25 protein-coding genes and 1 tRNA gene are annotated in these 23142 nt (G+C 61.9%); 18 read left to right on the top strand and 8 right to left on the bottom strand.

The window, feature by feature from the left end:
* The 5 genes from HA052_RS20790 (at position 1) to HA052_RS20770 (ending at position 4472) form a co-directional block, all read left to right on the top strand.
* Positions 1-1272 (top strand): hypothetical protein, encoded by a 1272-nt coding sequence (locus tag HA052_RS20790; protein ID WP_166453402.1) that lies wholly within the window; start codon positions 1-3, stop codon positions 1270-1272.
* 56 nt (positions 1273-1328) lie between these two features.
* Positions 1329-1886, top strand: coding sequence for a P-loop nucleotide/nucleoside kinase family protein (locus HA052_RS20785; protein WP_166453401.1), 558 nt, complete (start codon positions 1329-1331; stop codon positions 1884-1886).
* Entirely contained in the window at positions 1883-2434 is a 552-nt protein-coding gene (locus HA052_RS20780; RefSeq protein WP_166453400.1) for a hypothetical protein, read from the top strand. Before HA052_RS20785 ends, HA052_RS20780 begins: the two co-directional genes overlap by 4 nt.
* Positions 2435-2577: 143 nt before the next feature.
* Positions 2578-3189 carry a hypothetical protein gene (locus tag HA052_RS20775; protein ID WP_166453399.1) on the top strand — a complete coding sequence of 204 codons (612 nt, stop codon included), beginning with the start codon at positions 2578-2580 and terminating at the stop codon, positions 3187-3189.
* Positions 3190-3503: 314 nt separating this feature from the next.
* The gene (locus tag HA052_RS20770; RefSeq protein WP_166453398.1) at positions 3504-4472 is read left to right on the top strand and encodes a Rha family transcriptional regulator; all 969 of its coding nucleotides are present in this window, start codon (positions 3504-3506) and stop codon (positions 4470-4472) included.
* A gap of 422 nt (positions 4473-4894) precedes the next feature.
* Here HA052_RS20770 and HA052_RS20765 read toward each other — a convergent pair whose 3' ends face one another.
* From HA052_RS20765 to ispB, 4 genes are all read right to left on the bottom strand, one after another.
* Positions 4895-5155: an XRE family transcriptional regulator gene (locus HA052_RS20765; protein WP_253314624.1), complete on the bottom strand. Its 261-nt coding sequence runs from the start codon at positions 5153-5155 to the stop codon at positions 4895-4897.
* A gap of 142 nt (positions 5156-5297) precedes the next feature.
* Entirely contained in the window at positions 5298-5639 is a 342-nt protein-coding gene (locus HA052_RS20760) for a helix-turn-helix domain-containing protein (protein ID WP_166453396.1), read from the bottom strand.
* A gap of 110 nt (positions 5640-5749) precedes the next feature.
* A tRNA-Arg gene (locus HA052_RS20755) sits at positions 5750-5824 on the bottom strand.
* A 115-nt stretch (positions 5825-5939) separates the two neighbouring features.
* Complete coding sequence (gene ispB, locus HA052_RS20750; protein ID WP_206118985.1) at positions 5940-6869, bottom strand: octaprenyl diphosphate synthase; 930 nt, start codon at positions 6867-6869, stop codon at positions 5940-5942.
* Between the two features lie 229 nt (positions 6870-7098).
* Here ispB and rplU point away from each other — a divergent pair, with 229 nt between their 5' ends.
* From rplU to HA052_RS20715, 7 genes are all read left to right on the top strand, one after another.
* Positions 7099-7410 (top strand): 50S ribosomal protein L21, encoded by a 312-nt coding sequence (rplU, locus tag HA052_RS20745; RefSeq protein WP_039753142.1) that lies wholly within the window; start codon positions 7099-7101, stop codon positions 7408-7410.
* A 12-nt stretch (positions 7411-7422) separates the two neighbouring features.
* The gene (gene rpmA, locus HA052_RS20740) at positions 7423-7698 is read left to right on the top strand and encodes a 50S ribosomal protein L27 (RefSeq protein WP_043640972.1); all 276 of its coding nucleotides are present in this window, start codon (positions 7423-7425) and stop codon (positions 7696-7698) included.
* Between the two features lie 130 nt (positions 7699-7828).
* Positions 7829-8989 carry a GTPase ObgE gene (gene obgE / locus HA052_RS20735; RefSeq protein ID WP_166453394.1) on the top strand — a complete coding sequence of 387 codons (1161 nt, stop codon included), beginning with the start codon at positions 7829-7831 and terminating at the stop codon, positions 8987-8989.
* 450 nt (positions 8990-9439) lie between these two features.
* Complete coding sequence (locus tag HA052_RS20730; RefSeq protein ID WP_166453393.1) at positions 9440-10219, top strand: ABC transporter substrate-binding protein; 780 nt, start codon at positions 9440-9442, stop codon at positions 10217-10219.
* 204 nt (positions 10220-10423) lie between these two features.
* Positions 10424-11113 (top strand): ABC transporter permease, encoded by a 690-nt coding sequence (locus HA052_RS20725; RefSeq protein ID WP_081548507.1) that lies wholly within the window; start codon positions 10424-10426, stop codon positions 11111-11113.
* Positions 11110-11823, top strand: coding sequence for an ABC transporter permease (locus HA052_RS20720; RefSeq protein ID WP_166453392.1), 714 nt, complete (start codon positions 11110-11112; stop codon positions 11821-11823). Before HA052_RS20725 ends, HA052_RS20720 begins: the two co-directional genes overlap by 4 nt.
* A gap of 16 nt (positions 11824-11839) precedes the next feature.
* Positions 11840-12607 (top strand): ABC transporter ATP-binding protein, encoded by a 768-nt coding sequence (locus HA052_RS20715; RefSeq protein WP_166453391.1) that lies wholly within the window; start codon positions 11840-11842, stop codon positions 12605-12607.
* Between the two features lie 111 nt (positions 12608-12718).
* Here HA052_RS20715 and HA052_RS20710 read toward each other — a convergent pair whose 3' ends face one another.
* Positions 12719-12955, bottom strand: a complete 237-nt coding sequence (locus tag HA052_RS20710; protein WP_166453390.1) for a putative hemolysin — start codon at positions 12953-12955, stop codon at positions 12719-12721.
* 18 nt (positions 12956-12973) lie between these two features.
* Complete coding sequence (locus HA052_RS20705) at positions 12974-14101, bottom strand: succinylglutamate desuccinylase/aspartoacylase family protein (RefSeq protein ID WP_166453389.1); 1128 nt, start codon at positions 14099-14101, stop codon at positions 12974-12976.
* 154 nt (positions 14102-14255) lie between these two features.
* Here HA052_RS20705 and HA052_RS20700 point away from each other — a divergent pair, with 154 nt between their 5' ends.
* The 4 genes from HA052_RS20700 (at position 14256) to HA052_RS20685 (ending at position 19739) form a co-directional block, all read left to right on the top strand.
* Positions 14256-15533, top strand: coding sequence for a hypothetical protein (locus HA052_RS20700; RefSeq protein ID WP_254894574.1), 1278 nt, complete (start codon positions 14256-14258; stop codon positions 15531-15533).
* A complete protein-coding gene (locus tag HA052_RS20695) occupies positions 15533-16297 on the top strand; it encodes a hypothetical protein (RefSeq protein ID WP_081548394.1) in 765 nt (254 codons plus the stop codon). Before HA052_RS20700 ends, HA052_RS20695 begins: the two co-directional genes overlap by 1 nt.
* Positions 16297-19107, top strand: coding sequence for an ATP-binding protein (locus HA052_RS20690; protein ID WP_166453388.1), 2811 nt, complete (start codon positions 16297-16299; stop codon positions 19105-19107). Before HA052_RS20695 ends, HA052_RS20690 begins: the two co-directional genes overlap by 1 nt.
* Positions 19108-19184: 77 nt before the next feature.
* A complete protein-coding gene (locus HA052_RS20685) occupies positions 19185-19739 on the top strand; it encodes an REP-associated tyrosine transposase (RefSeq protein ID WP_081548398.1) in 555 nt (184 codons plus the stop codon).
* A 473-nt stretch (positions 19740-20212) separates the two neighbouring features.
* Here the strand turns inward: HA052_RS20685 and HA052_RS20680 are convergent, their stop codons facing one another.
* Entirely contained in the window at positions 20213-20620 is a 408-nt protein-coding gene (locus HA052_RS20680; protein ID WP_166453387.1) for a hypothetical protein, read from the bottom strand.
* 324 nt (positions 20621-20944) lie between these two features.
* On the opposite strand from HA052_RS20680, the gene HA052_RS20675 reads away from it, so the two are divergent.
* Together HA052_RS20675 and HA052_RS20670 are read left to right on the top strand one after the other, a co-directional pair.
* A complete protein-coding gene (locus HA052_RS20675) occupies positions 20945-21214 on the top strand; it encodes a hypothetical protein (protein WP_166453386.1) in 270 nt (89 codons plus the stop codon).
* A 691-nt stretch (positions 21215-21905) separates the two neighbouring features.
* On the top strand, positions 21906-22244 hold the full coding sequence (locus HA052_RS20670; RefSeq protein ID WP_166453385.1) for a DUF1484 family protein: 339 nt from the start codon (positions 21906-21908) through the stop codon (positions 22242-22244).
* Between the two features lie 228 nt (positions 22245-22472).
* On the opposite strand, the gene HA052_RS20665 is transcribed toward HA052_RS20670, so the two are convergent.
* Complete coding sequence (locus HA052_RS20665; protein WP_166453384.1) at positions 22473-22940, bottom strand: DUF1842 domain-containing protein; 468 nt, start codon at positions 22938-22940, stop codon at positions 22473-22475.
* Positions 22941-23142 lie beyond the last annotated feature (202 nt).

The raw sequence follows: 23142 nt of genomic DNA, 5'->3' as shown, positions 1-23142 counted from the left end.
TTGGCTACCAAGATCAACGAAGCCGATTTCGTGGCCGCCTGGGTCGATCTCGGTAGCGCCGCCAAGGTGGCCAAGCGCCTCGGCATCACCGAACGCGCCGTGCATGACCGTGCCGCTCGGCTGCGCGCCAAGGGCTACGAGCTGACCTGCGCCGATCCGCGTTCGCCAAATCGGGGCGCCACCACTGCGGCCAAGCAGGCCAATGCCACAGTCGAGCCCGCTGCCAAATTGGCCGATCCCGAGGTCAAGGCGCTCCGGGCGCAGTTGGCGGCCATGAAGGGCAACGAACTCGATGCCGAGTATGTGAAGCGCAAGATCATCGGGCTATCGTGCGCGCCAATCGAACCGCCTGATTGGCTGGTGCGGCGTGGGTTCGATGGCAAGGTGCTCGGGGTTCCGACACTGTTCGCATCCGATTGGCACTGGGCCGAGGTCGTCGATCCGCAGCAGATCAACGGCGTGAACGAGTACAACCTCGCGATTGCACACCGCCGCGCGCGCCGGATGATCGAGAAAACCGTAATGCTGCTGCGCGATTGTTTCGCCGGTGCCCAATACCCTGGGATCGTGTTCGCACTCGGCGGCGACATGGTATCGGGCGACATCCACGACGAGCTAGCCGTCAGCAACGAGGTCGACATCATGCCCTGCGTGATCGACCTGATCGGCGTGCTCGCCTGGTGCATTCGTGCGCTGGCCGACGAGTTCGGGCAGGTATTCGTGCCGTGTGTGTCCGGCAACCACGGCCGCAACACGCCCAAGATCCGCGCCAAGGGCAGAAACCATACCTCGTTCGACTGGCTGGCCTACTGCATGCTGGCGCGCGAGTTCGCCAATGACCCGCGCGTTCACTTTTTGATTCCGGACGGCCCGGACGCCTACTACCGCGTTTACGGCACCCGCTATCTTCTGACGCACGGCGACCAGTTCCGCGGCGGCGACGGCATGATCGGCGCGCTCGGCCCGATCATCCGCGGCGACCACAAGAAGCGCTCGCGTGCCGGCCAGGTCGACATGGCCTACGACGTGCTGCTGCTCGGCCACTGGCACCAGTTGATCCAGCTGCAGCGGTTGATCGTCAACGGGTCGTTGAAGGGCTACGACGAGTACGCCTACAGCAACAACTTCGGCTTCGAGCGCGCGCGCCAGGCGCTGTGGATCACCCATCCCGAGCACGGCATCACGTTCTCCATGGCCGTGAACGTCGACGACGACAGTGAGCGCGGCGGCAGCGCCGCTTCTGAATGGGTGAGCTTGCAGAAAGCCGCTTGATTGGATCGCGTTATAACCCAGCCCCGCTTCGGCGGGGCTTTTCTATGGAGCTGCGTATGCCGCAACTTCCCAATCTCCTGGCGCTCTGTGGTGCGGCCGGCGCCGGCAAGTCCACCATCGCCGCCGAACTGGTTGAGCGCCACGGTTACACCGTGATCAAGTTCGCCGGGCCGCTTAAATCCATGATGCGTGCCCTCGGCCTGTCCGAGGACGAGATCGAAGGTCGCCTCAAGGAGGTGCCGTGCGAGTTGCTGGGCGGCGCCACGCCGCGGCATGCGATGCAGACGCTCGGTACCGAATGGGGCCGCCAGCTGATCCACGCCGATTTGTGGGTGAGCGCGTGGCGGCGTGCCGTTCAGCGGGTGCTCGCTGCTGGTGGGCGCGTGGTGGTCGATGACTGCCGATTCATCAACGAGCTGGGCGCGGTGCTGGAAATGAACGGCGCGGTCGTGCGCTTGGAGCGTGCCGGCTCTGGCACGGCCTGCGTTCATAGTTCCGAAACCAGCCTGTCTGGCATCGAGCTGCCGACCGTGACCAACGACGCCGCGCCGGCGCTGGTAGCGGCGCGCGTCCTATCGGTGAAGCGCTGGGGCGTGCCGGGAGGGGCGAAATGATCGAGCTGCTCAAGCCGTACTTGGCGCTTATCCGTGCAACCTTGATCGTTGCGGCGCTGGTGGTGGCCTTCGCAGGCGGTTGGCATTTTTCTAGCCTGGAGAGCGAGGCCGGCCGGCTGAAACTGCAAAACGCGGCCGTCGCCGAAGCGCTGCAGCTCGAGCGCCGCGCCGCTTCCCTTGGTGCCGTACTGGCGCAAGGTGAGCAAGGGCGCGCAAATGCGCGCGAGGTGAGAACCCAAACCGTTACCAAGGAGGTCGTGCGATATGTTGAAAGGGAAAAAGCCCGCGCTGCTGCTGGCCGGCCTGTCGTTGTGCTCGATGCTGACTGGGTGCGCGGGCACGACCTCGCTGCCGCCCCGCCCGATCTTGTCGGCACCGGCGCCGTTCCTGCTGGAGGAGCCGGGACGGCTACGGCTGGTGAAGCGCTCGAGGCCGTCAGCGACAACTACGACCAGTGCTACCGCTGGCGCGACCAAGTGATCGGCTGGCAGAGCTGGTGGCGCGTGCAGCCGCATGACCAGGTAGAGGTGCCGGCGGCGCCAAAGTAGAGAGGATGAGGCCGGCCTGGGTGTTCGCGCACCTGAGCCGGCCTTTTTTGTGCGTTGGAAGTATCACAAAAAGTGAAATTAGCATGACGCGGGGCGCACCTATGACTTTGGCGTTGTAGAATGATCCACCGCATGGAGGGATCATGAAAAAGGTTGTTATCGTATTGCTTGGCCTGGCCGGCGTCGCGGTGCTTGTTCAGATCGGAACGGTGCGGAGTGATGCGCCGGCGCATCAACAAGAGGAATCCCGGGTGGTGTCGGTGGTTGAGAGTTCTGCACCTGCTAGTCAGCCGAATTTGACGACGAGCGCGCCTGAACCTGCGCATTACTACGAGTTCGAGGATAACTGGGAATACGGCTACAAGATGCCGTTGCCGGAAGGTGGTCAGAAAATCATCTCGGTCCGCTATATGGGTCTACGTGATGGGGTGCCGGTTTTCTATTGGCAATCAGGCCCGGAACAAACGACCATGAAATGCAAGCACCGCTGTGCCTATGCCAATGTGAAGAGCTATTTGAACGGCTACTTGGGCAGTGAGGAAACCATTGAAGTTGCAGCAGGTTCACCGGCTTGGGAAATGGTAGAAGATGCCAAGGCGGGGCGTTTGAAAGCATGGTATTCCACATTCGAGCGAAAGGCACCGAAATTGCCAGCCACCTTATCGTCAGAACCCGGCGTGAATACTCCCGTGACGCAGGGGCTGCGGCAGCCGGAAGAAGCCAACCAGCCGACGTCGGCTTCTGGCGGCCTTTAGCCATGACTCACAAAAAGTGATAACTTGCATTGACAACCTGTCTACTTTTCCTCTACGGTTCTGCCTAGGTGCTCAACACACCTTTCGTAGGCGGATAACCGCACCCGTCAGTCTAGCGGTTTTTTTGCGTCCATAGTTTTTGCGTGCCCTGCTTTGTCAGGACAGCGCTAGCCTATGGCCGGGTGGCGCGCAGCTATATAAGACCTCCGCAAGGGGGGAAGTCTGCGGGCGGCCCTACGACCGTGTTGAAGCACCCGGCCGCCTCTCTCAACAAGGGGCGTAGTTGGAATGTCAACGAATCGTAGGAGGCCATCATGCCCGCATCCCTCAACCTCACTCCTCAAGATCTGATTCTTGTCCACGACAACGAACTGCGTACTACATCGCTAAAAGTTGCTGATGCATTTGGTAAGCTGCACAAGGATGTGTTGCGTCGAATCGAAAGCCTTGATTGCTCAAAGGAATTTGCATCAGCGCATTTTTGCGCCAATACCAGAACAGAGAAAATTGGTGATCGTGGTGCTAAGCGCGAATTCAAATACTACGAAATGACCAAGGACGGTTTCATGTTCTTGGTGATGGGCTTCACCGGCGCCCAGGCCGCGCGCATCAAGGAGGCGTACATTAATGCCTTCAACTGGATGGCTAAGCAGCTGTTTGGCCCGGGGGCCGGCTCTGGTTTAAAAAATGGGGATGTGACGGTGTCGGCGCGCGGCCTTGAGTCCTTGCGTTTGACCTTAAATGACTTCCGCGCCAGCGCCCTTCGGGTCAGCGAGACGATGATTTCCCAGATGCCCTGGCCGCGCCGCGGTGAGGTGCTCTCGCTTTGGACCTATGCCCATGAGTTGCCCCTTTCCTGGTTGCAGTTGGGGCATGATAAATCTTCCGGGGTGAGCGCTGTGCTGTTGTCGTCGGGCAAGGCCCCGGCGCTTAAGCCCTTGGATCGGTGGCCAAGGTCCCCCACCACAACGGCCCGCTGGCTCATGGCCACCGCCGGCCGCTCGGTAGGCAAGCCAGTCGGCAGTCCGGGGCCGGTGATCGGAGTGCGCTCGGAATACATGGTAGTTCGAGAAAAGGTTCTCGCGTGGCTCTCCGGAATTCAGCAGCCCATCACGGCCAGGGATGTGGCAATGCATGCCTTGGGTCTTTCCCCAGAGCAGGTGTCGGCTGGCGATCTGATTCGGGTTGGGCGCGTGCTTAGGTCCGCTCGTTGGCATCACTCGCATATCGATGTGGACGGTAAGTACGTGAGGGTGTATCACCCACCCCGTAGATTTGAATAGCGGCATAGACCGTTTAGCGCTGTAATCGGCGCAGAGGAGGATGCGGGGATTTCACGCTCGGCAACAAGAGGCCCGCATTGCGGGCCTTTTTTTCATCAATTTCCATTTGGTGGAGCGCTCGACTGCTCCATCTTGGCCGATTCAAATCGGATCGCCCCGCCGACGACTTGGAGGAAGTAGAGCGCCATTTCCCCGTTTAGCGTGGCCCCCGTGGTTCTGTCGGCGATCAGGGAGCACTGCCCATCCAGTAGGCAAATGAGGTTCTGCATTGTGTCGGAGGAAGAGCCCCCGATTAGCGGGTTCAGGCTGTTTGCAATATTGCGCGATAGTTGAGAGAGCGGCATTTTTGTTCGTCTTTTGCTGTATGACGGGTACAGCTTATCGCGCCGCGCAAGATGTCGCACGATTGCCAGACTAAAGTTTTACTGGCCTTTTTTAGCGAATTCTTTGGCCGTCATTAGCAAAACAGTGAGCTGGTAGTTGGAAAGCTGTGGCACCAGTGTGCGCAACTCATGGACGATTTCATCACGAGTTTCAGAGCGGTCTCCGTGCACCAGGTGATCAACCGTCACATCTAAAAATGTCGCCAGACTTGCCAAGTGATTGTTTCTAGGCATTGTTGTTTTGAGCCAACCGTAGACAGTCGGTTCCGTCACCGCGCATGCAAATGCTATTTCTTCCACGGTGACGCCGCGCCTTTCTTTCAGGCGCCGTACCCGTTCTGCAAACGTCTCCACCGGTGAAGGGTAAGAAAGAATTTAAGCGTCGGCAAGGCGCAAACTATAGGTTCTTCTAAAGTTTGCTTTATAAAACGATGTAACGTGGTTACAACACTGGTATAAATGACAAAATCAAGCGAAATATTTCAGCTAGTTCATCGTCGCTCTTGCGGGCGAGTTGGCGCGCTAGGTCTTCTGGTGATTCTGCGGCGACGTAGACGTTTTCTGGGGGCGGCATTGCCTCACGGGGGCCTCTGCCAGTTTCGAGCCACATCGGGTTCACGTTCAGCGCCTTGGCGATATCAACAAGCCGCGTTGTAGCACGACTGCGCCCGATCTCGATACTTGCGATAGTTGTGGCACCGACGCCAGCCTTTCTGGCAAGGCTTCGTTGTGTCCAGTTTCGCTTTTCCCGCTCGGTTCTGAGCCTGGTCCCTAGAGTTTCCATTCTGGGATTCTGCGGGAATGTTTGTGCGCAACGGTGCTCATGCTGATGCGAATTGCGATCAATATCAGGCAATAAAAAAGCCCTCGCAATTGATGCGAGGGCTGTGATTGTGGCGCTCCCGACAGGAATCGAACCTGTATCTGCCGCTTAGGAGGCGGCCGTTCTATCCGTTGAACTACGGTAGCGGTGCTATGGAAGTGCTACTTGATTTTTTATGCTGATCGTAACGGCATGTATTTAATGCAAAATCTTATCCAGTCAATCCCTTTAACTACGGAGACGCTTAGAGAAACTGCTGGGTCAGGCGCTGCGGTCCACCGACAGGCGGGCCAATTCCACCAAGGCCTGACGGGTGTCCGATTCCGGAATCGGCGCCAGCGCGGCGACGGCCTGTTCGGCCACTTTGACCGCTTCGGCCCGGGCGTAGTCCAGAGCGCCGCAGGATTGTACCGCAGCCAGCACGTCCTGGAAACGATCGCGGCTGGCGTGTTCCAGCGCGTCGCGCACGGTGGCGGAGGCTTCCGGATTGCCGTTGCGCATGGTGTAGATCAAGGGCAGCGTTGGTTTGCCTTCGGCCAGGTCGTCGCCCAGGCTCTTGCCTATGGTGTCGGCGTCGCCGCTGTAGTCCAGCACGTCGTCGATGATCTGGAAGGCGGTGCCCAGGTACATGCCGTATTCGGCCATCGCCCGCACTTGTTCGGCGCTGGCGCCGGCGCTGAGCGCGCCCACGCGGGCGGAGGCTTCGAACAGCTTGGCGGTCTTGTACTTGATCACGCGCAGGTATTCGTCTTCGGTAACGTCGGTGTTGCCGATGTTGAGCAGCTGCAGCACCTCGCCCTCGGCGATGATGTTGGTGGCTTCCGCCATCACCGCCAGGATGTCCATATTGCGGGTGGTTACCATCATCTGGAAGGCGCGGGTGTAGAGGAAGTCGCCCACCAGCACGCTGGCGGCGTTGCCGAACAGCGCGTTGGCGGTTTCGCGGCCGCGGCGCAGGTCGGATTCGTCCACCACGTCGTCGTGCAGCAAGGTGGCGGTGTGGATGAATTCGATCATCGCCGCCAGCTCGTGCAATTGGTTGCCGCCATGGCCCAGCGCGCGGCCGGACAGCAGCGTCAACACCGGGCGCAGGCGTTTGCCGCCGGCGGAAATGATGTATTCCGCTACCTGGCGGATCAGGACGACATCAGAGTGCAGCCGGGCGCGGATGACGCGGTCTACGGCCTGCATGTCGTCGGCTATCAGTGTACGGAAAAGCGGGGTGGACACGATTTCAACCAGTTATTTGAGATGGGTACGCCAAAGCCGAGAATGTTACCAGAAAAGCCCCTCCAGCCGCCATGGCGCGTACTCCTTAGGACTAAGTCGATGAAATCATTGACAACTTGACGGGCTGTCCGTATAGTTTCGCGTTCTCCCGCAACAGGCGGCGAGATTTTATATTCAGGAGCTCATGCGAATGTATGCGGTCATAAAAACCGGCGGCAAGCAGTACAAAGTTGTCGTTGGTGAAAAACTCAAAGTAGAACAGATACCTGCAGACGTCGACAGCCAGATCGTACTTGAAGAAGTGCTGATGATTGCTGACGGTGAACAGGTTGTTGTAGGCGCCCCGATGATTGCCGGCGCCACTGTTAAGGCCACCGTTGTTTCCCACGGTCGTGGCGACAAGATCCGCATCTTCAAGATGCGTCGTCGCAAGCACTACCAGAAACATCAGGGTCATCGTCAAAACTTCACCGAAATCCGCATCGACGCGATTTCGAAGTAAGGATAAACAGTCATGGCACACAAAAAAGCAGGCGGTAGCTCCCGCAACGGTCGTGACTCCGAAGCCAAACGCTTGGGCGTTAAGGTTTACGGCAGCGAACTGATTCCGGCAGGTTCCATCATCGTGCGTCAGCGCGGCACCCGCTTCCACGCAGGTGAAAACGTTGGCCAGGGCAAGGATCACACCTTGTTCGCCAAGGTAGACGGCTACGTTGAATTCACCATCAAAGGTGCAATGAAGCGCAAGTTCGTTAATGTGGTTCCGTACACCGGCGTAGACGGCGAATAATTTTTCGCTTTCTAGTGACCGAGAAAGCCCTATCCTGCGATAGGGCTTTTTTTATACCGAGGGGCAAGGCGTGAGGGTTGAAGCGTGTCAATCCTGACCCCTGACTCCTCGCCAGACAGAGGTTGAAAACATGAAGTTTATTGATGAAGCCCGCATTGAAGTGTTCGCGGGTCGCGGCGGCAACGGCGCGGCCAGTTTCCGTCGCGAGAAGTTCGTTCCCTTCGGCGGCCCGGACGGCGGCGACGGCGGCAAGGGCGGCAGCGTGTACGCGGTGGCGGATGAAAACGTCAACACTTTGGTGGAATTCCGTTTCGTCAAAAAATACCTGGCGGAACACGGCGAACGCGGCCGCGGCGCCGATTGCTACGGCAAGGGCGGCGATGACATCGAACTGAAAATGCCGGTGGGCACGGTGATTACCGACCACGACACGGGCGAACTGGTGGCGGACCTGACCCACCACGGCCAGCGCATCATGATTGCGCGCGGCGGCAAGGGCGGCCTGGGCAACATCCATTTCAAATCCTCCACCAACCGCGCGCCGCGCCAATGCACGCCGGGCGAGCAGGGCGAGCAGCGCACTTTGAAGCTGGAACTGAAGGTGCTGGCGGACGTGGGCCTGCTGGGCATGCCCAACGCGGGCAAGTCCACCTTTATCCGCGCGGTGTCGGCGGCGCGTCCCAAGGTGGCGGATTACCCGTTCACCACGCTGCATCCCAACTTGGGCGTGGTGCGGATGGACGATACCCGCAGCTTTGTGATCGCCGATATTCCGGGCCTGATTGAAGGCGCGGCGGAAGGCGCTGGTTTGGGCCACCGCTTCCTCAAGCATTTGCAGCGTACCGGCCTGCTGCTGCACGTGGTGGACGTGGCGCCGTTCGATCCGGACGTCGATCCGGTGCGCGAGGCGCGCGCCATCGTCGAGGAATTGAAGAAGTACGACGATGAACTGCACGGCAAGCCGCGCTGGCTGGTGTTGAACAAGGTGGACATGCTGCCGCCGGACGAGCGCGAGCTGACGGTGTCCGCCTTCCTTAAAGCCTATGGCTGGCCGGAAGAGCAGCCGGACGACCGTTTCGGCTTCGATCTCAAGGCGCCGCGCGTGTTCAGCATCTCCGCGCTAAACCACGAAGGCACCCGCGAGCTGACTTTCGCCATCATGTCCTATCTGGACGTGGTGCGCGCCGAGCAGCGCAAGCTGGCGGACGAGGCGCAGCAGCAAGCCGCCGCCGCGCGCCAAACGGTGATTACGCCGGATGCGGCCATGCATCAGGATACGACCGAAGAATAAGAGTCCGTCCACTGCCGCGCGTCGGCATCCACGGCAAGCAACAAGGCCAGTCTAGCGACTGGCCTTTTTTCATGCGGTTTCTGTCCGAGTCCGTCTTCCCCTTCCTTCTCCCGTCCGCGGATACCAAGCGTTACTTGAGTTGGCGCCTGGATGTTGTATTTTTTCCTCAATAAAGCGCGAGTTTGTGCCGCTACCTGGAATCTAAAGTCATTAATTGCGCCACTTGGCATGACAAAAGGTTGGCTGAGCGCGCCCTGATAGCCGGGCGTGAGAGACGGTATAGACAAATTGCTCTATTTATATAACATGAAGCGCTTCAGCCCCTCCGGGGGCGATGCCGGATCAGAGGGCGAAAAGCCCCGGACGCTTTAACTTGTGAAATGCATATGCCCGGCTGTCGGCTCGGGATTTTCACCGTTGGCTGTAGATGAAGTCTATGAGGAGAAGCAAATGAAGAAAGCATTGGCTGTGATGGCCCTGGGTCTGATGACCGCGTCGATTGGAGCATGGGCCAAGGATTGGAAGGAAGTCCGCTTCGGGGTGGACGCCAGTTACGCGCCGTTTGAATCCAAAGCGGCCAATGGTCAGCTGGTGGGTTTCGACATCGACCTGGGCAATGAAATCTGTAAGCGCCTGAAAGCCAAGTGCGTGTGGGTGGAAAACGATTTCGACGGCATGATCCCGGCTTTGAAAGCCAAGAAGTTCGACGGCGTGCTGTCCTCGATGTCGGTGACCGAAGCCCGGATGAAGGAAATCAGCTTCTCCGCCAAATTGTTCAACACGCCTACCCGCATGGTGGCCAAGACCGGTTCCGGCCTGATGCCGACTCCGGCTTCGCTGAAGGGCAAGCGCGTGGGCGTGGAGCAAGGCACCATCCAGGAAGCCTACGCCAAGAAATACTGGGCGCCGGCCGGCGTGGAAGTGGTGCCTTACCAAAACCAGACCCAAGTACTGTCCGACCTGACGGCCGGCCGTCTGGACGCCTCGCTGCAAGACGCGGTACAGGCTGACGAAGGCTTCCTGAAGAAGCCGGAAGGCAAGGGCTTCGCTTTTGCCGGCAAAGAACTGGTGGACCCGAAAACCCTGGGCGAAGGCGCCGCCATCGGTCTGCGCAAGGAAGACAAGGAACTGAAGGCCGATATCGACAAGGCCATCGCCGGCATGCTCAAAGACGGCACCTATAAGAAGCTTGAGAAGAAATATTTCAACTTCGACGTTTACGGCAAGTAAACCGTAAGAGCCTGTTCAGAGCTGTATTGCCGTTGTGCGGCAGGCTTTGAACCGGTTCTTGTAAGCCGCCGACAAAACCGTTGCATTGGAACCCGCAGCGCCTCCGTGGCCGGAGTTGGCCATCCGTTTTGTCGGCGGCTCGTCTTTTGCGCAAGTCAGGAACGGCCCGACGCCCACCGTCGCCGCTCCTGGAAGGGGATGAGCATGTTTTTGCATGGATTCGGTTCCATTATCTGGGAAGGCACGCTGGTGACGCTGGAGCTGGCGGTGCTGTCCTTGCTGCTGGCTTTTCTCATCGGCCTCATCGGGGCCGGGGCCAAGCTGTCCAGCAATCCCTTGCTGAGCGGCGTGTCCACCTTGTACACCACCTTGATCCGCGGTGTGCCGGACTTGGTGTTGATGCTGCTGATTTTTTACAGCCTGCAGATCGGCATTAATCATCTGACCGAATGGCAGGGCATGGAGAGGATTGATCTCAATCCCTTTGTGTCCGGCGTGGTAACCCTGGGTTTTATCTACGGCGCCTACTTTACCGAAACGCTGCGCGGCGCCTTCATCTCCGTGCCCAAGGGCCAGCTGGAGGCGGGCACCGCTTACGGCATGAGCCATTGGCAGGTGTTTTCCCGCGTCCAGTTCCCGCAGATGATGCGTTTCGCGTTGCCCGGCATTTCCAATAACTGGCAGGTGATGCTGAAAGCCACCGCCCTGGTGTCCATCATCGGCCTGACCGACGTGGTCAAAGTGTCGATAGACGCCGGCAAGAGCACTTACAAAGTGTTCTTCTTCACCCTGGTGGCCGGGGCGATCTATCTGCTGCTCACCACGGTGTCCAACTTCGTGTTGATGTGGCTGGAGCGCCGTTATTCCCTGGGCGTGCGGGAGGCCGAGCTATGATCGACATCATTCAACAATACTGGCGTCCCTTCCTGTGGTCGGACGGCTACCATTTGTCCGGCCTCGCCGTCACCATGTGGCTGCTGGTGCTGTCCATCGCCTTTGGCTTCATCGTGTCCATCCCGCTGGCGGTGGCGCGGGTGTCCAAGGTCAAATGGCTGGCGCGCAGCGTCTGGTTTTACACCTATGTGTTCCGCGGCACGCCGCTCTATGTGCAGCTGCTGTTCTTCTACACCGGCATGTACAGCCTGGACGCGGTGCGGGAAGTGGGCTTCCTCAACCACTTCTTCCGGGAAGGCTACAACTGCACCATCCTGGCGTTCGCGCTCAACACCTGCGCTTACACCACCGAGATCTTCGCCGGCGCGATCAAGGCCACCCCTTACGGCGAAATCGAGGCCGGGCGCGCCTACGGCATGAGCAAGTTCACTCTTTACCGAAGAGTGATCATTCCGTCCGCGCTGCGCCGCGCGCTGCCGGCGTACAGCAATGAAGTGATCCTGATGCTGCACGCCACCACCGTGGCCTTCACCGCCACCGTGCCGGACATTCTGAAAGTGGCGCGCGACGTCAACGCCGCCACCTATGACTCCTTCAACGCCTTTGGTCTGGCCGCCCTGATCTATCTGGGTGTCACCTTCGTCCTGGTGGGCCTGTTCCGCAAGGCCGAGACCAGATGGCTGGCCTATCTGCAGCCGGCGAAAACCTGAGAAACGGATTAAGAAGATGGACAAGCTGAATATCCAGAACATTTACAAGAGCTACGGCAGCCACGAAGTGCTCAAGGGCGTTTCGCTGACCGCCAAGGCCGGCGACGTGATCAGCATCATCGGCTCGTCAGGCTCCGGCAAAAGCACCTTTCTGCGTTGCATCAACTTCCTGGAAAAACCGAACCAGGGCAGCATCAGCCTCAATGGCGAGCCCATCCGCCTGGCCGCCACCAAGAACGGCGAACTGACGCCGGCGGACCAGAAGCAATTGCAGGGCATGCGCACCAAGCTGGCCATGGTGTTCCAGCACTTCAATCTGTGGGCGCACATGACGGTGCTGGAAAACGTCATCGAGGCGCCGGTGCACGTGTTGGGGATTTCCAAGGAGGAGGCCACTCAGCGCGCGGTCAAATACCTGCGCAAGGTGGGCCTGGACGAGCGCGCGCAGGGCAAGTACCCGGCGCATTTGTCCGGCGGCCAGCAACAGCGGGTGGCGATAGCGCGCGCGTTGGCGATGGAGCCGGAAGTCATGCTGTTTGACGAGCCCACCTCGGCACTGGACCCGGAACTGGTGGGCGAGGTGCTGAAAGTGATGCAGGCCTTGGCCGAGGAGGGCCGCACCATGATCGTGGTCACCCACGAGATGGGCTTCGCCCGCAATGTGTCCAATCACGTGATGTTCCTGCACCAGGGACGGGTGGAGGAGGAGGGCTGCCCGGACGAGGTGTTCGGCAACACCAAGAGCGAGCGCTTGAAGGCCTTCCTGTCGGGCAGCCTGAAGTAAGCCTGGCCCGGCCCCGCTGACGAAAGAGCAAACCCGCCGGCGCGCGATGGCCGGCGGGTTGGGTTTTTGTGGATAAGTTTGAGTTTGGCTGTTGGCTGTGGATAAGCGGGTTTATTGGGGATGATCGGCGCGGAACAGCGTCCATTCCTCCACCGTGCGGCCGTCCGGCAGCTGGCACAGCGCGTACTCATTGCCCTGGGCGTCTTTTTGCGGCAACAGCTTGCCGCCCTTTTCCCCGCAATACACGGAGGCCGGATTGGCCATGCCCACCGCGGGGCGCTCCGGCGGCTTGGTCTGGCTGCAGGCGCTCAGGCCCAAGAGCGCGGCGGCGCATATCAAGATTCTCATGCGGTTTTCCTTTCAGTATCAGGCCGACAACAGCTTGCCGGATTTGAAGGCCTCGCGGCTGGCCACCTTGGCCAGCGACAGGCCGGTGGTGGTGTAGGTGCGGGCGCTGGTGGCGTACAACATGCCGGGGCGGTTGGCGCGGATCTCGCTGCAGCGGTCGCCTATCGGGTCTATCACCTCGGCCAGCAGTTCGCCGCTGGCCACCTCGCTGCCCGGTTGGGCGTGGTAGACCACCACGCCGGCGTGCGGCGCGTACAGGTTTTCCGAGCCGGCCAGCGGCGTGGCCGGGAAGGGCAGTTCCGGCTGCGGCGGCGCGGCTTCGGCGATCACGCCGCGGTGGCGCAGGAAGTTGAGGATGCCTTCCGCGTCCTGGCGCGCGTAATCGTGATGGACGTCGCTTTCGCCGCGCAGTTCCACCGTCACCGCCAGGCAGGCCATGTCGATCTGCGCGTCCAGGCCTTCAGCCGTCGCCAGATCGCGCAGCTGCCACCACAGCTGGCCGCAGGCTTCGTCGAAGGGGTGGTCGCCGGAGTCGGTGGCCAGCAGGGTGGCGCAAGCGCCCAGATAGCGCGATAGCGGCTCGCACTGTTCCCATAGCGGGGTGCCGGTGTACAGGTGCAGGCCGGCGCGGCAGTCGCAGTGCAGGTCCAGTACGACGTCGGCGTCGAAGGCCAGCTTCATCAGGGTGTGGCGCAGCGACTGCAGCTCGCTGTCGGCGCGCAGCGCGCCCAATTGCTGGCGCGCCTCCGCGCGGATCAGGGCGGTGTTGGCCTTGCCGTCGCGGCCCAGCTGCCCTTTCACCGCCTCGAAAATCGTTTCGGACAGCACCGGGTAATAGCGGTTGAAGTTCTGGCCGGTTTGCAGATCGAAACGCCCCAGCAGCTTCTCGCTCTGGTTCTGGTTCAGGCCGATGGGGTTGGCCACCGGCACCAGGATCACCTCGCCGCGCAGCAGGCCGGCGGCGTCCAGCCGCTGCAAGCCCTGCTTCAAGTGCCAGGCGGTCAGCATGCCGGGCAATTCGTCGGCATGCAGGCTGGCCTGGATATAGATTTTCTGGCCGCTTTGCGGCACGCCGAAATGGAAGCTGGTCAGATCGCGCTGGCTGCCCAGGCTGGGCGACAGCAAGGGCTGGCGGTGGGTGTACATGGGTTCTCCTCTTACGGTGTGCGGCTCGGTCGTGGAATCTTATTCCAAACCTGCCCGGGCAAGATAGGGCCGCCGCGCGGACATGCGTTGACGAACGACCATGCCCCCCGGACAATCATGGCTTTTGCCATTCCACGCCCGCGCGCGTGGTGGAGTGCCCTTGGATTCTCTCTCCGACTTCTTCCAGCCCGGCATCGAGCCCGCCTCCTTGCAGGCGGTGTCGCGCCTGACCGGCGCCTGGCCTTATCTCGCCGTCTTCGTCACCCTGTTCCGCGGCGGCGACGAAGAGGTGCTGATGCGGCTGCTGGTGTTGCGGGAACTGGGCGGCCGCGCCGAAGCGCCGCTATGGACGCCGCAGGAAATCGCCCAGCGTTTCGCCTATCTGAACGACACCAAGCTGGCCACCATTCTGGGCCGGCTGCGCGAAGGCGGCCTGCTGGTTTACGACAGCGACGGCGGGGTCTACCAGCTGTCCGAAGGCGCGCGCGTCGCGCTGGCTGCGCTGGCCACCATGGTGGATTTCGCCGGCGACGATGTGGAACTGGGCTATCTGACCAGTCAAGTGGCCGCCGGCCAGGCGGTGGGCCAGGTGTCCGACGAGGCGCTCAAACACCTGCTGGCGCGCTTGAACGAACTGTACGCGGAGTTCGAGGACGCGCTGGAGTCGCAATCCGAATTCCGTATCCGCGCCGCTCAGCACCGCTTGGAAGCCGTGTGGCGCTGGGTGGCCAAATCCACCGAAGTGGTCAAGAGCCTGACCCAGGACGACACGCTGAGCCTGCTGGTGCTCAACCAGGCGCAAGCCATCGCGCTGGCGCAAAGCCGCATGCTGGCGCTGGCCGGCACGTTTGAGCGCCGGCTGGCGCAATTGGCCGCGCAGCGCGTGCACCTGGGCGGCTCCGGCCTGACCTCCACCGACATCGCCGACTGGCTGCGCCGCATGGCGGCCGGCCAGTTGGCGCACAAGCTGGACGCCTGTCTGTCCATCGCCCCCGAGCCCGCCTTCCTGTCCACGCCGGAGCTGGCCGACGTGGCCGAATTCGAACTGCTGGCGCGCGAGCGCGCCAAGGCCGGCTCCATGACGCTGCCGGGCGGCGAAGCCGCGCCGCTGGCCGACGCGCCGGAAATGGAGCGCCTGCTGGAAGCCGAGGCCATGTACGACGTCTTGCTGGAGCTGGGCATGTCCGGCGCGGCCGACGCCCACATCAGCCAGGCGGTGCTGGCCGACAGTTACAACGAAACCGCCTACCGGCTGTCGCTGCTGTCCCTGATCGGGGATCCGGAAACCAGCAACGACCAAAGCATCGTCGCCGCGCTGGCCAAGCTGCCGTTCAGTCTGCAAGGCGGCGAGCGCGTGATCGAGCCGGACCACCCGGAAGTGGCGTCGCTGTCCGACGCGCGCCTGGTGGCTGCGGCGCAAAAAGGTTCTTAATGGAAACAGAAATCAAAACCCTGACCGCCCGTTTGCTGGCGCATCGGGTGGTGCCGCGCGGCGACGCGTTGGCGAAGAAGGCGCTGCTGGACGACAGCTTCCGCCTGGAGTTGGACAAGAGCCTGGCCGCCGTTGGCCTGCGTTTGGTGGAGAACCCCTACGCCGAGCACGTGGCCGTGGCGCTGCTGCCGGAAATGACCGAGCCGGTGTTCGGCTCCGGCGACGCCTGGCTCAATAATAATCTGGGTCTGCCGCGCGACGGCGTGGCGCTGCTGGTCATCCTGTGGTCGCTGATCATCCTGCCCAAGCGCGAGCGCCAGATCGCCCGCGTGGAAGCCGGCAAGGAAAACCAGAGCGATATGTTCGGCGCGCAAAAGCCGCTGGAAACCGGCGACGCCGTGTCCACCGGCGTATCCGAGGACGCGCTCTACGCGGACTTCGGCAAGGCGCTGGGCGGCCGCACTCGCTTCAACGCCAACCTGGGCCGCCTGGTCAACCTGGGTTTCATCGTGCGCCGCAACCGTTGGCTGGACGAAGGCCCGATGCTGGACCTGATGATCGACTACGCCCAACTGGCGCCGCGCATCATCGAAGGCGCGCTGGCCGATGTGCTGCTGCGCCGCGAAGGCCGCGACGCGCTGGCCGACAAGCGCGCGGAGGCGACCGAGGACGAGCTAGAAGCCATCGCGGACGCCGACGACTCCGCCGGCCCGCTGTTTGACCTGCCGCCGGACGACGACGCGGCCCACGAGGAGACGCGCTGATGTTCCAGATGAAATCGGTGGAAATGGTGCACTGGGACTTCTGGCAGCGGCTGACCGTGCCGCTGGACGCGCAGATCGTCACCATCATCGGCCCCAACGGCTCCGGCAAGACCACCTTGCTGGACGCGATGCGCACCCTGCTGGCGATCAAATGCTCGGGCAAGCGCGATTACAAGCGCTACGTTCGCAACAATAAAGAGCCCTTCGCCTATCTGCGCGGCGTGGTGGACAATCCGCGCCGTCCCAGCGGCGGCCTGTACCCGACGCCTTTCTTCCCCATCGTCGCGGACGCCGTCACCCTGCTGTGCCGGATCAAGAAACAGGGCGGGGACTGGGTGCGCCACTACGCCATCCTGGACGGCGACGTGCCGCTGGAGCAGGCCGAAGGCCAGGCCCAATGGATGGGCGTGCAGGAATACCGCCGCCGGCTGGAAATGGCCGGCCTGACCCCGGCGGTGGCCGAAGTGCTGGCGCTGGAACAGGGCGACACCGACAAGCTCACCGAATACAGCCCGCGCCAACTGCTGGACCTGGTGTTCCAGGTCTTCGGCGACAAGGACGTGCTGGACAACTACCAGCGCGCCCGCGATGAGCAGCGCGCCACCGAGCTGGAGCTGGAATCGCTGAGCCGTCAGGAAGAGGCGCTGCAGACGCGGGTGGAAACCATGAAGACCCGCGCCAACCGCTATCTGGAATGGCGGCAGCTGCAAACCGGCATCGCCCGGCTGCGCGACGAGGCGCTGCCGGTGCTGGCCTATCTGGACGCCAAGTCCGCGCTCGGCAATGTCTGGAAAAACTACCGCGGCAACTTCCACACGCTGAACCAGGCCCAGGGCGAGCACGCCGACACCCTGCAACTGGTGGCCAAGCTCAAGGCGGCGGAAGTGGCCGCCGACGCCTCGCGCAAGGCGGCCGAAACCGCCCGCGTCGGCGCGCAGGAAGCCTTTATGGCGGCCAAGGGCGAACACGCCGGCGTGGCCGGCCAGCTTAAGGAACGGGACCGGCTGCAAGCGCTGGCCAGCAAGGAATACGGCGCCGACGCCGCCCAGTTGGCCGACAAGCTCGCCGCACTGCGCGGCGAAGCCGAGCAATTGAAAGACGGCCTGCGCGAACTGAAAAAGCAGCGCCAGGACAGCTCCCAGCACCTGGAGGCGCTGGAGATAGGCCGCGGCCGCGCGCCGGAAGACGTGCGCCAGTTCAAGGCCGCGCTGGACGAGGCCGGCATCGGCCACTTGATGCTGTCCGACATTGTGGAAGTGCTGGACCCCAACTGGCAGGCGGCGGTGGAGGCGCTGTTGCGCGGCTATCGCCACGTGGTGCTGCTGGAGCGCGAATCCGACCGCCGCGAAGCCTGGCGCATCGGCGAGAAACTGCGCTACCGCCACTTCGTGGTGCCGGAGCGCAGCAGCCCGCCGCGCGCCAACGCCGGCAGCCTGATGGAAGTGGTGCGCTTCTCCGCCGACGCGCCGGAATGGCTGTATCGGCAATTGAACAGCGTCAGCCGCGTCGACGGCGCCGAGCAGGGCGCCGACGTCAGCGGCGACTGGATCACCCGCGACGGCTATTTCCGCGAACGCCGCGGCGCGCGCCACATCGGCGTGCCGGCGCATGAGTTCGCCTTCGGCGAAGCCGCCCGCCAATCGCGGCTGCTGGCGGTGCGCGAGGCATTGAAGGCGCTGAACACGCGCATCCTGGCCGATGAAGAACGCTTGGTGGCCGCCACGCGCGAAGCCGCCGGCCTGGCCGAATACCTGGGCGGCATGGACGCCATCCGCCAGCTGGACAGCCGCGCCGAAGAGTTCGCCGCGCTGGAAACGCGCAAGCAGGGACTGGAAAGCGAAATCGCCCGCCTGGGCGCGGCGCTGGGCCTGGTCAGCGCGGAGAAGGAAGCCGCCGACCAACGCTACAGCGACGCAAGGCTGGCGCACGACCGCGTCTGCCAGCGCGAACAGGACAGCCTGGCCGCCTTCCGCCAAAAACAGCAGGAAGTGGAACAGGCGCGCCGCCAGGTGCGCCGCCTGCTGTCCGAGCTGCGCGAATGGGCGGAGCGCTTGCCCGATGCGGCGCTGGCGGCGGATAACGTCGCGGCGCTCGAAAGCGAGTTCGACACCGCCGCCGACGCCAAGCACCAGCTCAATTACTTGGAAGAGCGGCTGCAAAGCGGAGACTGGGAGCAGGACGAAGCCGTGTTGGCCCTGAAGGACAAGCTGGTGGAAGACCTGACCGGCCTGGACCGCGAACGTCAGCGCCGCCAGAGCGAAGTGGACCGCTCGCGCGAACTCACCGACGAAGCGCGCGCCGCCTATATGGGCAAGCTGCGCGCCACCGTCCGCGTCTACGGCCAGAACGTCAAGCGCTTGGGGGAACTGGCCGGCATCCAGGTGGAAGTGGAACTGCCCCAGTTGTCCAACGACGACACCGCGCTGGCCCAGGCCGGACTGGTGCTCAGGTTCAACTTCGACCAGAAGGGCCTGATGGGCATGAACGACGGCGAAGCCTCCGGCGGCCAGCAGGTGATGAAGTCGCTAATCCTGTTGATCGGCCTGATGATGGACGAGTCCAACCCGTCCGGCTTCGTCTTCATCGACGAGCCGTTCGCCCACCTGGACATCTTCAACATCGACCGCGTCGCCGGCTTCCTCAAAGCCACCGAGGCGCAGTACCTGATCACTACGCCCAACACCCACAACATCAATATCTTCGCGCCGTCGGAACTGACGCTGGCCACCCGCAAGAAGCGGCCGGGAGAGCAATGGGCGCCGCCCATTCTGCAAACCCGCCGCCGAGTGGACGGCGGCGAACCGGCTTGAGCCAGACCACGCAGCCGCCCCCAGGGGCGGCTTTTGCTTGTTAGCATGGACAGACCCTAGCCCTGCCAGGAGAGTCCATGTCCAATTATCGACGCGACCGCAGCGCCGGCGGCAGCTGGTTCTTCACCGTCAACTTGGCTGATAGGCGGCAGCGTTTGCTGCTCGACCATGTTGAGGTCCTGCGTGAAGCTTTCCGTTACACCTTGCGCCGCCATCCCTTCCGGGTTGAGGCCATCGTGATCATGCCCGACCACCTGCATACGGTGTGGACTCTGCCGGCTGCTGACGTGGATTACCCCCTGCGTTGGCGTTTGATCAAAACCATGTTTACCCGATCATTGCCGGCGCTAGAGCGGATCTCCGCTTCGCGCCGTGGCAAGGGCGAGCGACATGTCTGGCAGCGGCGTTATTGGGAGCACCGTTTGCGGGATGAGCAAGACTTTGCCCGCCATATCGATTACATCCACAACAACCCGCTCAAACATGGCTACGTTTCCACACTTGCGGACTGGCCATGGTCTTCCTTCCATCGTTACGTGAGGCATGGTGTGTTGCCGGAAGATTGGGCCGGGGGAGATGGCGAGGGCGCCGAGTTTGGGGAGCGGGGGGATTCGATCACAAGGAGTGAGTAGATAGACTCAGCTTCCGTATGGTTGCGCTCCATCCTCGCCACTGCGAGTGGTGCATAGGGTGGGCGGAGAATCAGCAATCAAACAGGCCGGCGGCATGGAGTGCGTTTCCGCGTGGGTATCGCTTCGCTCCACCCACCCTACGACGAGCTGAGCGTAGGGTGGGCGGAGCCGCAGGCGATGCCCGCCAATGATCAGAAATCAAACAGGCCGGCGGCGTCGAGCATGTTTCCGCGTGGGTATCGCTTCGCTCCACCCACCCTACGGCGAGCGGCGCGTAGGGTGGGCGGAGCCGCAGGCGATGCCCGCCAATGATCTGTAATCAAACAGGCTGGCGATGTTGAGCACGTTTCCGCGTGGGTATCGCTCCGCCCACCCTACGGCGAGCGGCGCGTAGGGTGGGTGGAGCCGCAGGCGATACCCACCAATGGCTTGTCATCTCAAACAGGCTGATGAGCTGGGGGCATGGCCGTCGCTCACGGCTGGTTGTAGCTGTACTCGATGCCGTTGATCGTGGACTTGAAGCCGTAGCGCGGGAAGGCCGGGTTCGGCTTCTTGGCGAGGTAGGCGTCCGCCAGCGCCTCGGCCGCCTGGCGGTAGAACTTGGTCTGGTTCTTGTTGTACCAGGGATCGTCGTGGGGATTGGGGCTGAATTTGTAGCTCTGGTCGCGACCGCCGGCGATGTAAATGCGGATGCCGCGCGCGCCGGGGCCGGAGCCGCCGCTTTTTTGCTCCACATAGTTGAAGGTGATGCCGCTGTCCTTGTAATTGGGCAGGCTGCCGCTGATATTGGCTGCCAGCGCTCCGCCGGCGGTCAGCGACAGCGCGCTGACGGCGAGCAAGGCCGCGACGCGGCGGAACAGGAAGTTGTGTGGGGGATGCATGGCGCTCCTTTGGGTGATGGTTGAGAACCGTCGGCAAGCGAGCGGCCTTGCCGGCGAGGCGTTAGCGTCGTGAAATGGCGCTTAAATGTCGCCTATTTATACAAATGGCAATTATCTTTCGTCTTTAAATGCCATTTGGATTGTGAAGATAGGCGAGCGCGAGGCTATCAGCAAGCGCCGCATGCCAGTCCTTAAGGCCGGGCGGCGAGAAAGCGCTGATGAGGCGTTTGCGCGGCGGGCCGCGCTTGGACGGCGGATGGCGTCCCGCCGCCTCTGGCCTATGCTGAGAGGGAGGCATGAGCGTTGTGGGAAAGCGGGTTTGAAATGGAAGAACGCGATTTGGTGAGCAGCGCCATCCCCATGGCGCAACTCAAGCTGGAACTGCGCCCGAACGGCGTTTTGCGGATTGCGGTGTACGAGCTTGACGATGAGGAGCCGTTTTTCGTCTACGAGGCCAGCGATGACTTCGATCCCGAGGCGGTGCTGAGCGTCGCGGAAAGGCGGCTGGACCCGGTGCGGCTGGCCGTCTTCAAGCATGTGTTCTTCCCGGCTCAGGACGATTTCGAGGATGGACGGGAAGAGGGCGATAGGTAGAGAACTTCCGAGCAGCTTCGTCCATTGCAGGCCAACACCCCGCCAGGCGGGGTGTTATGTTTACGCTGATCGCAATGGCTTTGGCCCTGATGAACCGGCAAGTACAATCTTGGTCGTGTCGTTCAATTGGCGGAGCCGGATTTGGCGCCCTAAATATATTGATTCCTTTGTCGAGAGTGGTTTTCTCGCATCTATTTAAAGCAACGTAGTTGTGTTTCCTATGGCAGGCAGTGGCAGGGAGACCTTGATGGTCTGCCGGTCCTCAGTGCGCCGGTTCGCTAACCCTGTCACGTGCCTGTTTTTCCCCATGTGTGGTGGAGTTCTCGCCGCTTAGCCGGGAACAGTGGCCGCCATGGCCTTGACCCTGATGGACAGGCAAGCAACAATCCTTCCCGTGCTGCCGCCATAGCAGCACCGGGAGTGGAAACCCGTATTGCTATAAGAAGGCAGACGCGTGGTATGCGCGCGTCTGAGTCATTCCACGTCTGCAAGGCGGGGGGTGGCAGGGAGGCCTAGCGCCTGCCGATTGCCTTCTTGTCGGTTTTCCACCCCTGCCGCCTGCCCGCCACCCGAGTGGAAACGGGTGCCGGGCCGATCTTTTCGAAGAAGGAGGCCCCATGCTTATCCGCTATTTGTCTCATTTCTCATTACCGTCCCCCTTGCCATCCCCGCACATTGAGGAGATCCGGCCATGACTGCGCTGCCGCTTGCCGCTTCCTCCCTGAGCCCGCGCCGGGAGCTGGCCCGTACCTTGAGTCGTCTGCATCAGATGCGGATGGAGCACGAGAGCCTGGCCTTGATCGACACCCAACTAGCCTGGCTGGACCACGCGATCGGTGAAATCGACGATGCCATGGACCACGTCATCCAGTGCAAGCAGGCCCTGGCCTTGCTGCTGCAACTGCTGAGCCTGAGCGGGCAGGCGCAATTGTCGGGTCGTACGCTGTGGGCCTTGCTGGAGCCGGTGCAGCGCCGGCTGGCCGAGGCTTGCCAGGCATTGGACGATCAGTTCGACCGGCCGCGAGCCTGAGCCAAGACGCCCAAAGCCCGCCTGGGGGCGGGCTTCGGATACTGATGGATGGCCCGGTTAGGGAACCGGGCGCATGCGCTTAGAACCTGTTTACGATCAGCTGCGCGTCGGTAGAGACATTGTGCGATGAGCGCCGTCTTCGAAATGCTCATGTACCATGAGTACATTCCGCTTTCTCAGCGGTTTTCGCCTTGTCTCGCCTTAGCTCGCGAGATCGTAAACCTGTTCTTAGCGCAGGTTCAACGCTTTGATCGCGTTGTTGATTTCATCCGCCAGGCGCACTTCCTGACCCAGCTGCTCGTGCCATTGCTGGTTCTGGAAGAAGGCGTAGCGCGCCTTGGAGTTGTTGCCGGCTTGCCAGCCGTCTTTCAGTTGACCGTCGAAGAAGAACTGTTCCAGCAGCGCGTGGCCGGCGGCGTGGGCCTGGTTTTGCGCGTGCTGATCGTGCAGGCGCGGCGCGCCCACCAGATGCAGTTCGATGTCGCGGCCTTGCTCTTCGTAGCGGCCTTGGATCGGATGCTCGAATACCAGCGGCTGCAGCGTGGCGTGGGTGATGGTGGCGCGGCCGGTGATGTGGCGCGATGGGGTGTATACGGTCAGGTCCAGCCGCAGGTTCAGGCCGCCCGCCTGGCCGGGTTTGTTGACGTTGTAGCTGACGATGAACAGGCCGGATTTTTGATCGCGATCGATAGTCATGTGTGGACTCCTTGTGATCAATAACATCAGATGAGAAGTGTGAACGTCCGGTAGGACGTCCAGGCCCAATGGCGATGTGCAAGCTGCGGCGGTAACCGCTGCTGCCCTGTAGTTATATAACCTTTGATTTTATTTTCAGCCGTACTTAATGGCAGTTGGAAATAAAGCGGGGATGGGGCTTGCGCGCGGGGCTAGGGAGGGG

This window comes from Chromobacterium fluminis, from assembly GCF_011602385.1.
Taxonomy (GTDB): domain Bacteria; phylum Pseudomonadota; class Gammaproteobacteria; order Burkholderiales; family Chromobacteriaceae; genus Chromobacterium; species Chromobacterium fluminis.
This window is presented reverse-complemented; position numbering and strand designations above follow the sequence as displayed.

Bases quoted from the DNA above. Each gene is read 5' to 3' on its own strand.
- HA052_RS20785 (WP_166453401.1), top strand. From the start codon at position 1,329: ATGCCGCAACTTCCCAATCTCCTGGCGCTCTGTGGTGCGGCCGGCGCC.
- HA052_RS20780 (WP_166453400.1), top strand. From the start codon at position 1,883: ATGATCGAGCTGCTCAAGCCGTACTTGGCGCTTATCCGTGCAACCTTG.
- HA052_RS20775 (WP_166453399.1), top strand. From the start codon at position 2,578: ATGAAAAAGGTTGTTATCGTATTGCTTGGCCTGGCCGGCGTCGCGGTG.
- HA052_RS20770 (WP_166453398.1), top strand. From the start codon at position 3,504: ATGCCCGCATCCCTCAACCTCACTCCTCAAGATCTGATTCTTGTCCAC.
- HA052_RS20760 (WP_166453396.1), bottom strand. From the start codon at position 5,639: ATGGAAACTCTAGGGACCAGGCTCAGAACCGAGCGGGAAAAGCGAAAC.
- ispB (WP_206118985.1), bottom strand. From the start codon at position 6,869: ATGCAGGCCGTAGACCGCGTCATCCGCGCCCGGCTGCACTCTGATGTC.
- rplU (WP_039753142.1), top strand. From the start codon at position 7,099: ATGTATGCGGTCATAAAAACCGGCGGCAAGCAGTACAAAGTTGTCGTT.
- rpmA (WP_043640972.1), top strand. From the start codon at position 7,423: ATGGCACACAAAAAAGCAGGCGGTAGCTCCCGCAACGGTCGTGACTCC.
- obgE (WP_166453394.1), top strand. From the start codon at position 7,829: ATGAAGTTTATTGATGAAGCCCGCATTGAAGTGTTCGCGGGTCGCGGC.
- HA052_RS20730 (WP_166453393.1), top strand. From the start codon at position 9,440: ATGAAGAAAGCATTGGCTGTGATGGCCCTGGGTCTGATGACCGCGTCG.
- HA052_RS20725 (WP_081548507.1), top strand. From the start codon at position 10,424: ATGTTTTTGCATGGATTCGGTTCCATTATCTGGGAAGGCACGCTGGTG.
- HA052_RS20720 (WP_166453392.1), top strand. From the start codon at position 11,110: ATGATCGACATCATTCAACAATACTGGCGTCCCTTCCTGTGGTCGGAC.
- HA052_RS20715 (WP_166453391.1), top strand. From the start codon at position 11,840: ATGGACAAGCTGAATATCCAGAACATTTACAAGAGCTACGGCAGCCAC.
- HA052_RS20710 (WP_166453390.1), bottom strand. From the start codon at position 12,955: ATGAGAATCTTGATATGCGCCGCCGCGCTCTTGGGCCTGAGCGCCTGC.
- HA052_RS20705 (WP_166453389.1), bottom strand. From the start codon at position 14,101: ATGTACACCCACCGCCAGCCCTTGCTGTCGCCCAGCCTGGGCAGCCAG.
- HA052_RS20695 (WP_081548394.1), top strand. From the start codon at position 15,533: ATGGAAACAGAAATCAAAACCCTGACCGCCCGTTTGCTGGCGCATCGG.
- HA052_RS20690 (WP_166453388.1), top strand. From the start codon at position 16,297: ATGTTCCAGATGAAATCGGTGGAAATGGTGCACTGGGACTTCTGGCAG.
- HA052_RS20685 (WP_081548398.1), top strand. From the start codon at position 19,185: ATGTCCAATTATCGACGCGACCGCAGCGCCGGCGGCAGCTGGTTCTTC.
- HA052_RS20680 (WP_166453387.1), bottom strand. From the start codon at position 20,620: ATGCATCCCCCACACAACTTCCTGTTCCGCCGCGTCGCGGCCTTGCTC.
- HA052_RS20675 (WP_166453386.1), top strand. From the start codon at position 20,945: ATGGAAGAACGCGATTTGGTGAGCAGCGCCATCCCCATGGCGCAACTC.
- HA052_RS20670 (WP_166453385.1), top strand. From the start codon at position 21,906: ATGACTGCGCTGCCGCTTGCCGCTTCCTCCCTGAGCCCGCGCCGGGAG.
- HA052_RS20665 (WP_166453384.1), bottom strand. From the start codon at position 22,940: ATGACTATCGATCGCGATCAAAAATCCGGCCTGTTCATCGTCAGCTAC.